The sequence below is a fragment of the Streptomyces sp. NPDC088354 genome (assembly GCF_044753585.1).
Classification (GTDB): Bacteria; Actinomycetota; Actinomycetes; order Streptomycetales; family Streptomycetaceae; genus Actinacidiphila.
This window is the reverse complement of the sequence record NZ_JBIVNJ010000032.1, coordinates 90,475-101,888: the sequence shown is the minus strand read 5'-3', so window position 1 is coordinate 101,888 and position 11,414 is coordinate 90,475. Positions and strand designations below refer to the sequence as shown.

The following is an 11,414-nucleotide window of genomic DNA, read 5'->3' as shown; positions in this document are numbered from 1 at the left end:
ACACCAGCGGCCACCCAGCCCCGAGACACCAACCGTCACCATCTCCAAGCCGACCAGAACGCACCCGACTCGCAGGAAAGATCCTTAAATCACCGGTATTGAGTCTAGTGTCGCCAAACTCGGCGAACAGCTGTTTACTGGATGACATGAGTCACACCCTCGGGGTCCGCGAGGCCCAGAAGCAGCAGACCCGGCAGGCCCTTCTCGACGCGGGCCTGCGCCTGCTGGAGAACCAGAGCCTGAGCAGCCTGGGGCTGCGCGCCGTCACGCGCGAAGTCGGCGTCGCACCCGCGGGTTTCTACCGCCACTTCAGGGACATGGGCGATCTCGGGGTGGCCCTGGTCGGCGAGTCGCTGAGCAGCCTGCACGCGATGATCCAGGCGATCATGGCCGAACAGGACGACGCCGAGGAGGTCATCGCCCGCACCGTGCGCCTGATCGCGCTCCATGTGCGCGAGCACCGGCCGCACATCCGGTTCCTGGCGCGCGAGCGCCACGGTGGCGTCACCGCGGTCCGCGAGGCCATCGCGGCCGAGATGGATCAGTTCGCCGCGGAAGTGGCCACCGCCCTTGCCGCACAGCCCATTTCGGCGGGCTGGCGCACCGAGGACGTGCGCATGCTGGCCGAACTCTACGTGGACCGCATGCTGATGACCGCGATCGCCTTCATGGAGGCGCCCGCGGACGATCCCGCGGACGAGGAGCGCATCGAACGCACCGCCCGCAAGGAGCTCTTCCTCATCCACCTGGGCCGCCGGCACTGGCTCGCCGCCCAGCAGGACGGCCCCGCACCCCGCGAATGACAGGGGGTTGCGCAATCCGGAATGCCGATTCGCACTTGCGGAGATCGGCCATCTAAGGTGAAGTCATGGCCATCGCACTCTTTCGGCGTCATCGTTCGGCACGCAACGGTACGGAAGCGGCGGTACTCGCACCGCCGATCGCCAGAGGCGCGGGACTGATCAGCTGTCAGGTGCTCGACCCTCTCGGCCAGCCCATGAACGGGGCCGACATCTCGGTGTCCGAACTCGGCAGCGGACGCGTCCGGGTGAAGGCGACCAGTGATCCCTACGGGACGTTCCTCGCGACGCTGCCGCCCGGGCAGTACACCGTTGTCGTCTCCGCGGACAGCCTGCAACCCTACCGCGGGACGGTGGAGATAGCCGAGGGGCTGCAATCCCCCATCGGCAGAATCCAGTTGGTCCCCTCTCCCGGACTGGAGCTGCCGCCTCCCGGTACCTGGCTCTTCGACCCGCCGCACACGGCGATCCGCTTCATCGCCAAGCACGTCGGCATGGCCCACGTGCACGGCCGCTTCGACCGCTTCGAGGGTGGCATCCGGGTCGCCGAGCGCATGGAGGACTCGCAGGTCGAGATCAGCATCGACGCCGCGAGCATCAACACCGGCAACCGGACCCGGGACAACCACCTCCGCTCCGCGGACTTCCTGGACGTCGCCGCCTACCCCTCCATCCACTTCGCCAGTGACCGCTTCCTGCACCGCACGGGCAACAAGTGGACCGTGCAGGGCCATCTGACGATGCACGGCACCAGCCGCTCGGTCTCCCTGGACACCAACTACCTGGGCCTGGCGACCGGTGGCTACGGCGAGGAACTGCGCTGCGCGGCCCTCGCCACCGCCGAACTGCACCGCGAGGACTACACCCTCAACTGGCAGAACATGCTGGCGCGGGGCATCGCGGTGGTCGGCCCGACCATCAAGCTGGAGCTCGACATCCAGGCCATGTTCTCCGCGCACGACACCCCGACGCCGCCCGAGTAGCCGGGCCCGGGCCTCAGAACGCGCTGCCGGCCGCGGGCGTGATGACCGCGAACACCGCGCCCTGCGGGTCGACGACCTGGGCGAAGCGGCCGACACCCGGCATGTCCGTCGCGGGCACCCGCAGGCTGCCGCCGGCCGCCACGGCCTTGGCCACGGTCGCGTCGACGTCGGCCGCCGTGAAGTACGGCAGCCAGTGCGCGGTGGTGCCCGCGGCGAGCTGCGCCTCCTCCAGGAGCGCGACGCCGCCGTGGCCCGCGTTGTCGTCGCCGGCGCCCGGGGAGACCACCACGTAGGTGAAGCCCGGGTTGCTCATGTCGTCGGTCTTCCAGCCGAGGACGGTGCGGTAGAAGCCGAGCGCCGCGGGCACGTCCGTGGTGTACAGCTCCGTCCAGTACAGGCTGCCGGGCTCGTTGACGAGGTCGAGGCCCTTGGTGGCGCCGGGCTGCCAGACGCAGAAGTTCGCGCCGGCCGGGTCGGCGAGGACCGCCATGCGGCCCTTGTCGAAGACGTCCATGGCCGGGTGCCGGACCGTGCCGCCGGCCTGCTCCACCAGCTTGGCGGTGGCCTCGGCGTCCTGGGTCGAGAAGTACGGCTCCCAGGCGGCGGAGCCGGCGCCGGGGTCGCCGGGGCCGATCCCGGCGACGGTCTTGTCGCCGATCCTGAACATGCCGTAGCCGCCCGCGTCCGGTCCGGCCGAGACGTACTGCCAGCCGAACACCTCGCCGTAGTACGCGGCCGCGGCCTTGCTGTCCGGCGCTCCCAGGTCGAGCCAGTTGGGCGCGCCGGGGAGGAAGTCTGTGCTGAGCATGGGGTGCTCCTTCTACGGAGGGTGCTTCCCTGGTCGCACAGAGTCTTGCAGGGGGGTCTGACAACATCCCCGGCCTGCGGTTTCCGCCTCGCGTACCGCCCCGGGGACGGTCAGGACCGCGGCGGCTGGCTGGTGATGACGGCGAACACCGCACCCCCCGGATCCGCCAGGTGCGCGAAGCGCCCGACGCCCTCGGTGTGCTGCGGGGCCATGACCACGGTCCCGCCGAGCCGGTCCGCCGCGCGGACCACCGCGTCGCAGTCGGTGACCTCGAAGTACGGCAGCCAGCGCGGGACGACGCCCGCCCCCGCCATCTCGTCGGTGATCCGCACGACGGCGCCGAGGGTGGAGCCCCCGCCGGAGGGCCCCCGGTCGGAGGTGGACAGCAGCGTGTAGCCGGTGTCGCCGTAGGGGACGTCCTGCGCCTGCCAGTCGAGGACGGAACCGTAGAAGGCGATCGCCGCGGCGGGATCGGGCACGAACAGCTCCGCCCAGCACAGGCTGCCGGGTTCCGTGACCACGTCCAGTCCCCGGGTCTCGCGCGGCTGCCAGACGGAGAACTCCGCCCCGCCGGGATCGGTGAAGCCCGCCGTCCGCCCGTTGGCGAACACGTCGAAGGGCCCGAAGCGGACCGTACCGCCCGCCTGCTCCACGGCCTTGGCGGTGGCGTCGGCGTCGTCCGCCTGGAAGTACAGCGTCCAGGACGGGGACGTGCCCTCCCCGGCCGATGGACCGAGGGCGGCCACGGTCCTCCCGTCCAGCTGGAAGAACCCGTAGCCGCCCGCTTGCGGCCCCAGGGGCCGCATGTCCCAGCCGAAGAGCCCGGAGTAGAACGCGGCGGAAGCGCCGGGATGACGGCACCCGAGGTCGAGCCAGCTCGGGGCACCGTGGGCGTAATGAGTCGTGAGCATGACGAGCGCTCCTTCGCTACGGCGTGCTGCCCCCGTGCCGTCTTCCCGGTTCCGCCCTCAGTCTGGCACCGCCGTCCGGCTCTCGCCGGACGGCGTCACTTGGTCTTGGTGAACTCGTCGTACGCCTTCAGCACGTCCGGGGTCGGACCGTCCATGCGCAAGGTGCCGTGCTCCAGCCAGATGGCACGGGTGCAGGTGTCGCGGATCGCGTTGTTGTTGTGGCTGACGAGGAAAACCGTTCCGGCTTCCTCGCGCAGCTCGCGGATCCGCGCCTCGGAGCGCTTGCGGAAGCTGTTGTCGCCGGTGGCCAGCGCCTCGTCGATCATCAGCACGTCGTGCGACTTGGCCGCCGCGATGGAGAACCGGAGGCGGGCCGACATGCCGGAGGAGTACGTCCGCATCGGCAGGGAGATGAAGTCGCCCTTCTCGTTGATGCCGGAGAACTCGACGATCTCGTCGTAGCGCTGCTTCACCTCGTCCTGGGTCATGCCCATCGCGAGGCCGCCGAGCATCACGTTGCGCTCGCCGGACAGGTCGTTCATCAGCGCGGCGTTGACGCCGAGCAGCGACGGCTGACCCTGCGTGTAGACCTTGCCGCTCTCCGCGGGAAGCAGGCCGGCCACCGCCTTCAGGAGGGTGGACTTGCCCGAGCCGTTCGAGCCGATCAGCCCGATCGACTCGCCACGGTACGCGGTGAAGCTGACACCGCGCACGGCGTGCACCTGACGTACGTTCGGGTTGCCCTTGCGGCGGATGATGCGCGACAGCGCGTTGACGGCACTGCCCCGCCCGCCGCCGGCGCCGTGCACCCGGTAGACGATGTGCAGGTCGTCCACGATCACGGTGGGAATGCGCTCATCAGCCACGGCCGTACCGCTCCTCTGCCTTCCAGAAGTACACAAAACCGCCCACGCCCATCACGAGGGCCCAGCCCAGCGCGACCGGCCACACGTGCGGCGGCAGCTGGTCCGCGGTGAAGCTGTCGATCAGCGCGAAGCGCATCAGGTCGATGTAGACGGCGGCCGGGTTGAGACCCAGCAGTATCTTCACCGCGTAGGGGGCGTGCGCCGCGACGTGGGCGATGCTGTACATCACGCCGGAGGTGTACATCCACGTGCGGAGGATGAACGGCATCAGCTGCGCCAGGTCGGTCATCTTGCTGCCGATCCGCGCCACGACCAGCGCGAGCCCCGCGTTGAACACCGACTGCAGCAGCAGCGCCGGCAGCACCAGCAGCCACGACGGCCTCGGCACCTCGCCGGTCATCAGCACGATGGCCAGCAGCACGAACATCGACATCAGGAGCTGCTGCAGCTGCATGAGCGTCTGGGCGATCGGCAGACTGGCGCGCGGGAAGTGCAGGGCGCGCACGAGGCCGAGGTTGCCGGCGATCGCGCGGACACCGGCCATCACCGAGGACTGGGTGAAGGTGTAGACGAAGATGCCGGTGACGAGGAACGCGATGTAGTTGTCCACACCGCGGTCGGTGCCCAGCAGCAGGCCGAAGATCAGGTAGTACACGGCCGCGTTGAGCAGCGGCGTCAGCACCTGCCACAGCTGGCCCAGCCGGGCCTGGGTGTACTGCGCCGACACACGGGCCGTGGCGAACGAGCTGATGAAGTGACGGCGCCCCCACAGCTGCTTGACGTACTGGCCCAGGCCGGGCCTGGCTCCGCTGACCGTGAGGCCGTACTTGGCCGCCAGCTCACCGGGGGGAAGCGTCATAGTGCCTGGCGGCGCGGTGGCTGCGGAGGAGGACTCGATGTCAAGGCTCACGGGGGCGGCGCTTTCTTTCGAGGGGTTCGAGGGAGGGGGTGCTGGGCGGGGGTTTACGCTGAAGCGGAACCGGAACGACACCGTACCGTCGTGATCGAGACGTTAGACCACACGAGCGCTGGAACGCAACCGTTCCGTCGCGACGTCGCGTAGGCTGCCGCACATGGCATCGGACACCGCTCCCTCCCGTCGCGCCCCCGCCGGGGCGGCCGTGCTCCGTGACGACGTCACGGAGGCCATCCGTGCGGCGGTCTTCGAGGAACTGGCGGCGGTCGGCTACGGGCGCATGTCCATCGAGGGCATCGCCCGCCGCGCCGGAGTGGGGAAGGCGGCCGTCTACCGCCGCTGGCGCTCCAAGCTGCCGCTCGTCCTCGACGTCGTCTCCGCCGTCGCCGCGCTCGGCGTCCCCGCCCCCGCGACGGGTTCCCTCCTGGGCGACATCCGTGTGCTGCTGGAAGTCACCGCCCGGGCGCTGCGGCACCCCGTGGCCTCCCAGATCATCCCCGACCTGCTCGCGGAGGCCTCCCGCAACCCCGAGATCGCCGCGGCCCTCCACGCCGCGCTCCGGGACACCCAGCGGGGCATCGCCTCCGGCATCATCGACAGCGCGGTCGCCCGCGGCGACCTTCCGCAGGGCACCGACGCCGACCTCGCCCTGGACCTCATCGCGGGTCCCCTCTACTGGCGCCTCGCCGTCCTGCGCGCCCCCCTCTCCCCCCGCTATCTCGACCGCCTCTCCGCCGCCACCGCGGCGGCCCTGGCGGCGACGGCCGCCTGACACCGCCGTGTGAGATGCCCCACACCGGGCCGCGTCACCCGCCCGATGTGATCATGCGCACATCCTTTCGGGGTGGGTCCTCTCAGCCGCGCGGGATGGCGAAGTCGTCGAGGTGGGCCTCGTCGGAAGTGAGGGCGGACCAGGGCGCGGCAGAGGTGAGGACCGCGAGCGCGGAGGTCGGGAACTTGTCGGCGGCCCGGAGCAGGGCGTCCGAGCCGGCGCCCCCCGCGAGGCGGAGGGTGAGGTCCTGGATGCCGGGGTTGTGGCCCACGAGCAGGAGGGTACGGACGCTGTCGGGCGTCTCGCGGAGCACGTCGAGCATGGCGCGGGCGGTGGCGGCGTAGAGGCGTTCGTCGTACGCGACCGGGAACTGCGCGCGGGGGGCGAGGGCCTCCGCGGCCAGTTCCCAGGTCTCCCGGGTGCGCACGGCGGTGGAGCAGACGACGAGATCCGGTATGTGCTTGTTCTCGCGCAGCCAGCGCCCGGCGGCCGGTGCGTCACGGCGGCCGCGGGCGCCGAGCGGACGGTCGTGGTCGGGGACGTCCGGCGGCCAGGCGGACTTGGCGTGCCGCAGCAGGATGAGGCGTCCGGTCACGGCCGCACCCCGCCGACCTCGCGGGTGAGTTCCAGGCCCAGGACCCGGTCCACGTGCGCGAAGGTCTCGAACCGTGAGCCGGGGGGCAGTTCCGCCTGGGCGGCGACGACCTCGAGGACGTCGAGTACGGCCGGGGTGTCGAGATCGGACGACAGCGCCGTCCGTATCCGCTCGACGTGCGGCGCGCACATCGGTTTCGAGGGCTCCTCCGCCCACAGGGCGACGGCCTGACGCCAGCGGGTCAGCCGCGCGGCGGCCGCGTCGAGCTCCGGCGGCGCGAGTTCCAGGGGCTCGCGGCGGCCCCGGCCGAGCAGCGCCAGCCGGAGGTCCAGCCCTGGGGACGGCTGCCCGGTCACCGGGCCGACGTCCATGCGCACGCCTTCCCCCTCGTCGCCGGGGTCCAGCGTGTCGCCCACGGCGACGACGCGCACCGCGATCCGGCCGGCCAGGCCCTCCTGGGCCTCGGCGACGCTCGCCGCGCGGATCGCCGCGGGGGCGGCACCGAGGGCGGTGGCTCCGTTGGCGCCGGAGGCGCCGTTCGCGCCGGAGGGTTCGACTACGGCGAGCATCACCTGGCCTCCTGTGAACTCGACCGTGCGCGCGAGCACGTCGGCCGTCACGATCACCCGCGCGGCCTGCGGGCCGCCCCCGGGGGGCAGGCAGGCCACGACTCTCAGCGGTGCCCGGCGGCCCGGTTCCAGCTCCACGGTCCCGCCGGTCCGGCCGTCCTCGATGCGCAACACGCCTTCGAATCTACGCGACGCGGGGGCGGGGCGGGCTGCGGCCGGTGGTGTGCGGAGCGGTCCGTGCGGGTGGCACGGCCGTTGCCGCAGTTTCCTTCCCCGCCCGCCCTCCCTCCCCCAGCCTTCGGCCGGGGGTGCCCCCAGCCCGGCGAGGTCTGGGCGCCCCGGCGCGCGTTGCGGGGTGGGCCGGGTGCGGGGCCTCCGGGGCTGGCCATTCTGGACAGCACATTTAGGTGCCTCACGCACCCTCAACTGATCACCCCGGGTCATGCACCCAAATATGCTCCACAGTCCAGAACACCCACCCCTACGACCCCGCCCCCTCCGTTTCGTCATGCGCCTGATCCCCGGAGGGGGGGTAGAGACGGCACCGTGCTCGGGCCACCGTTGGCGCAGCGCCGTCCAAGGCCACAGCCGTCACCGCCAACAGTCACCCCCACCGACCGTCAGACGCCCGACTGGCCCGGGAGGGGGTGCCCCCGCTGGGGGTACCTCCCAGCGGTAGCTGGGGGAGCGACGAGCGGAGACCGCGGGGTCCGATGCCGGACGATGCGGGGCTAACCCGCGAGCGCCGAGGTGGGGGCACCTCCCAGCGGTAGCTGGGGGCGCACCCCGGCGCGGCACCGACCCCCACACGAACAGAGCGCGGGCCCGCACTTACCGCGCCGGGCTGGGGGCACCCCCCGGCCGAAGGCTGGGGGAGGGAGGGCGGGCGGGGAAAAACCCACCGCAACCACAGCGGCGCCGCGGACGAACTACTGGTCAGGACCTTGCGCCCGCACGCGCCGCACGTGCTCCAGGGACTCCCGCAACTCCCCCAGCCACGCGTCCGCGTTGCGCTCGACCAGCCGCACGCACCACGCCAGCGCATCGCTGCGGCTGCGCGCGACGCCCGCCGCGACGAGCGTGTCGAGCACCTGCCGCTCCGGCTGGCGGAGCCGGGTCATGACGGGGGCGGAGACCGTGGTGTACATCGTGCGGCGGCCTCCGCACTCCACGCCCCAGGAGACCTTGCGGCCGAAGCGCCGCTCGGCCTCGCGGGCGACGCCGACGCGGTCGTCGCGCGTGCGCTCCCGGAACTGCGCGACCCGCCCGTCCAGGGCCGCCTCGCGCTCCACCTGTGACGCCTCCGCGTCGAGCTCGGGCTCCGGGATGCGGCCGACGACCGTGATCTCCTCGCGGTCCACGGTCACGTCCAGGAGCTCGGCGAACAGTCCCGCGGGCAGCCGTCCGGCGAGCCAGCCGCGCAGCGCCTCCATCTGCTCACTCGTAATCATGTAATCAGCATTACTCCACAACCGGCACGGAGCAAGAGGCCCGCGCGATGATTCCGACGCCGTGCACCCGCCCAGGGGGCGACCTACAGTTGCGCGTATCAGACATTGCGAACACATGGGGTGAGAGGAGCCGTCGGTGCGCGAGATCCTCCCGGCGCTGGGGCGCTGGTACGCCACGGGGACCCCCTTCGGGCTGGCGACGGTCGTCGACGTCAGCCGCAGCGCGCCGCGAGGTCCGGGCGCGGCGATGGCGGTCGGGCCGGGGGACGAGGTCGTGGGCAGCGTGTCCGGCGGATGCGTGGAGGGCGCGGTCTTCGAACTGGCCAAAGAGGTCGTGGAGTCGGGCGAGGCCCGGGTGCAGACCTTCGGCTACAGCGACGCGGACGCCTTCGAGGTCGGGCTGACCTGCGGCGGCGAGCTCACCCTGCTCGTCCGGCCGGTCTCCCCCGCGACCGATCCGGCCTTCGGCGCGGTCGCCGCCTCCGTGGCGGCCCACCGGCCGGTGGTGACCGCGACCGTGCTCGACGGCCCCGCCCGGCGCGGCGCGGCGCTCGCCGTGTGGCCCGACGCGGTCGCCGGCACCCTCGGCACCGAGGGCCTGGACGCGGCGGTCACCGACGACGCCCGCGGCGGACTGGCCCAGGGTGTGACCGGGCTGCGCCACTACGGCCCGCGCGGCGAGCGACGCGAGGACGCCGTCAGCGTCTTCCTGCAGGCCTTCGCCCCGCCGCCGCGCATGCTGGTCTTCGGGGCGATCGACTTCGCCGCCGCGGTGGCGCGGATGGGGCTGTTCCTCGGCTACCGCGTGACGGTGTGCGACGCGCGGAAGGTCTTCGCGACACCCCGGCGGTTCCCGGAGGGCGTGGAGGTCGTGGTCGACTGGCCGCACCGTTACCTGGGCGGCACCGACACCGACGACCGCACGGTCGTCTGCGTCCTGACCCACGACCCCAAGTTCGACGTGCCGCTGCTGGAGGAGGCGCTGACGCGCCCCGCCGCGTACATCGGGGTCATGGGCAGCCGCCGCACCCACGAGGACCGCCTCAAGCGCCTGCGCGACACCTCGGTCTCCCCCGCGGCGCTGGCCCGCCTGCGCTCCCCCATCGGACTCGACCTCGGCGCGCGCACGCCCGAGGAGGTCGCGGTGTCCATCGCGGCCGAGATCGTCGCCCTCCGCTGGGGCGGCACCGGCATGCCGCTCTCCGTCACCGCGGGGGCCATCCACCCGCCGGTGCTCAGCCGCGTGACCGCGTCCGGCTGACGCCGCGGGGTCACATGTTGATCATGTGACCCGCGAGGCCGTGCAGCGCCTCCTGGACCGCCTCGCCGAGGGTGGGGTGGCCGTGGACGTTGCGGGCGAGTTCGTAGGCGGTCAGGTCCCACTTCTGCGCGAGCGTCAGTTCCGGCAGGAGCTCGGTGACTTCGGGGCCGACGAGGTGGCCGCCCAGGAGTTCGCCGTGGGTGGCGTCTGCGATGAGCTTGACGAAGCCGCCGGAGTCGCCGAGCCCGTGGGCCTTGGCGTTGGCGGAGAAGGGGAACTTGGCGACGCGGACGTCGAAGCCGCGTTCGCGGGCCTGGGCCTCGGTCCATCCGAAGCTGGCGATCTGCGGCTGGCAGAAGGTGACTCGCGGGATCATCACGTAGTCCAGCGGCATGGTCTCCGCGTCGCCGATGGTCTCGGCGGCGACGATGCCCATGGCCTCGGCGGCGTGGGCGAGCATCAGCTTGGCGGTGACGTCGCCGATGGCGAAGATGTGCGGCACGTTCGTGCGGCAGTGGTCGTCGATGTCGATGGCGCCGCGCTCGGTCAGCCGGACCCCGGTCTGCTCCAGGCCGTAGCCCGAGACGCGCGGCTGGAAGCCGATGGCCTGGAGCACCTTGTCGGCCTGGAGGGTCTGCCGCTGGCCGCCCGTGGTGACCATGACCTTGACCTGGTCGCCGGAGTCGTTGATCGCCTCCACCCGCGTGGAGGTCAGCACGTCGATGCCCATCCGCTTGTAGCGGCGGGCCAGTTCGGCCGAGACCTCCTCGTCCTCCAGCGGCACCACGCGGTCGAGGAACTCCACGAGGGTGACCTTGACCCCGAAGTTGTGCAGGACGTAGGCGAATTCGACGCCGATGGCCCCCGCGCCCGCGATCAGGACGCTCCGCGGGAGCGTGTCCGACATGATCTGCTCCTCGTACGTCACGACCCGCTCGCTGAGCGACGTACCGGGCAGCAGCCGGGTGGTGGCCCCGGCGGCGATGATGCAGTGGTCGAAGGTGACGGTCTGCGAGCCGCCCTCGTTGAGGGCCACCTGGAGGGTGTGGTCGTCGGTGAAGGTGCCGCGCCCGTCGAACTTGGTGATGTCGTTCTTCTTCATCAGGTAGTGGACGCCCTTGACCCGGCCGTCCGCCACCTTGCGGCTGCGCGCGAAGGCCTCGCCGTAGTCGAAGCTGACCTCGCCGTTCACCCGGATGCCGAAGGTCTTGGCCTCCTTGGTGAAGATGTGGGCCAGTTCGGCGTTGCGCAGCAGCGCCTTGGACGGGATGCAGCCGACGTTGAGGCACACGCCGCCCCAGTAGCGCTCCTCGACGACCGCGGTCCGCAGGCCCAGCTGGGCGGCCCTGATGGCCGCGACGTACCCGCCGGGGCCCGCGCCCAGGACGACGACGTCGAAGTGTGTACTGGTCATGCGGTTACCCCTGTCTGGACCACTGACGGACGCTCGTGCAGGCCGGACTTCCCCGCCTGCAACGATCA

At 71.8% G+C, this 11,414-nt stretch carries 12 protein-coding genes; 4 read left to right on the top strand and 8 right to left on the bottom strand.

Annotated features, from left to right (window positions below; all coding sequences use genetic code 11):
• Positions 1 to 146 precede the first annotated feature (146 nt).
• Together ACIP98_RS32545 and ACIP98_RS32540 are read left to right on the top strand one after the other, a co-directional pair.
• Positions 147 to 803, top strand: coding sequence for a TetR family transcriptional regulator (locus ACIP98_RS32545; protein WP_401979334.1), 657 nt, complete (start codon positions 147 to 149; stop codon positions 801 to 803).
• 65 nt (positions 804 to 868) lie between these two features.
• Positions 869 to 1,783, top strand: a complete 915-nt coding sequence (locus ACIP98_RS32540) for a YceI family protein (RefSeq protein ID WP_319657867.1) — start codon at positions 869 to 871, stop codon at positions 1,781 to 1,783.
• Positions 1,784 to 1,796: 13 nt separating this feature from the next.
• Here ACIP98_RS32540 and ACIP98_RS32535 read toward each other — a convergent pair whose 3' ends face one another.
• From ACIP98_RS32535 to ACIP98_RS32520, 4 genes are all read right to left on the bottom strand, one after another.
• Positions 1,797 to 2,591, bottom strand: coding sequence for a VOC family protein (locus ACIP98_RS32535; RefSeq protein ID WP_319657866.1), 795 nt, complete (start codon positions 2,589 to 2,591; stop codon positions 1,797 to 1,799).
• Between the two features lie 110 nt (positions 2,592 to 2,701).
• Positions 2,702 to 3,502 carry a VOC family protein gene (locus ACIP98_RS32530; protein ID WP_319657865.1) on the bottom strand — a complete coding sequence of 267 codons (801 nt, stop codon included), beginning with the start codon at positions 3,500 to 3,502 and terminating at the stop codon, positions 2,702 to 2,704.
• 95 nt (positions 3,503 to 3,597) lie between these two features.
• The gene (locus tag ACIP98_RS32525) at positions 3,598 to 4,368 is read right to left on the bottom strand and encodes an ABC transporter ATP-binding protein (protein ID WP_319657864.1); all 771 of its coding nucleotides are present in this window, start codon (positions 4,366 to 4,368) and stop codon (positions 3,598 to 3,600) included.
• Positions 4,361 to 5,227: an ABC transporter permease gene (locus ACIP98_RS32520; RefSeq protein WP_319658339.1), complete on the bottom strand. Its 867-nt coding sequence runs from the start codon at positions 5,225 to 5,227 to the stop codon at positions 4,361 to 4,363. The genes ACIP98_RS32525 and ACIP98_RS32520 overlap by 8 nt, the downstream gene beginning before the upstream one ends.
• 214 nt (positions 5,228 to 5,441) lie before the next feature.
• On the opposite strand from ACIP98_RS32520, the gene ACIP98_RS32515 reads away from it, so the two are divergent.
• On the top strand, positions 5,442 to 6,056 hold the full coding sequence (locus ACIP98_RS32515; RefSeq protein ID WP_319657863.1) for a TetR/AcrR family transcriptional regulator: 615 nt from the start codon (positions 5,442 to 5,444) through the stop codon (positions 6,054 to 6,056).
• Positions 6,057 to 6,138: 82 nt separating this feature from the next.
• Here ACIP98_RS32515 and ACIP98_RS32510 read toward each other — a convergent pair whose 3' ends face one another.
• From ACIP98_RS32510 to ACIP98_RS32500, 3 genes are all read right to left on the bottom strand, one after another.
• Positions 6,139 to 6,651 carry a SixA phosphatase family protein gene (locus ACIP98_RS32510; RefSeq protein ID WP_401979333.1) on the bottom strand — a complete coding sequence of 171 codons (513 nt, stop codon included), beginning with the start codon at positions 6,649 to 6,651 and terminating at the stop codon, positions 6,139 to 6,141.
• Positions 6,648 to 7,394, bottom strand: a complete 747-nt coding sequence (locus tag ACIP98_RS32505) for a hypothetical protein (RefSeq protein WP_319657861.1) — start codon at positions 7,392 to 7,394, stop codon at positions 6,648 to 6,650. Before ACIP98_RS32505 ends, ACIP98_RS32510 begins: the two co-directional genes overlap by 4 nt.
• A 755-nt stretch (positions 7,395 to 8,149) precedes the next feature.
• Entirely contained in the window at positions 8,150 to 8,671 is a 522-nt protein-coding gene (locus ACIP98_RS32500; protein ID WP_401979331.1) for a hypothetical protein, read from the bottom strand.
• 136 nt (positions 8,672 to 8,807) lie between these two features.
• Between ACIP98_RS32500 and ACIP98_RS32495 the strand changes: the two genes are divergently transcribed.
• Positions 8,808 to 9,932, top strand: coding sequence for an XdhC/CoxI family protein (locus ACIP98_RS32495; protein WP_319657859.1), 1,125 nt, complete (start codon positions 8,808 to 8,810; stop codon positions 9,930 to 9,932).
• A 10-nt stretch (positions 9,933 to 9,942) separates the two neighbouring features.
• Here ACIP98_RS32495 and lpdA read toward each other — a convergent pair whose 3' ends face one another.
• Positions 9,943 to 11,346: a dihydrolipoyl dehydrogenase gene (gene lpdA / locus ACIP98_RS32490; protein ID WP_319657858.1), complete on the bottom strand. Its 1,404-nt coding sequence runs from the start codon at positions 11,344 to 11,346 to the stop codon at positions 9,943 to 9,945.
• Positions 11,347 to 11,414 lie beyond the last annotated feature (68 nt).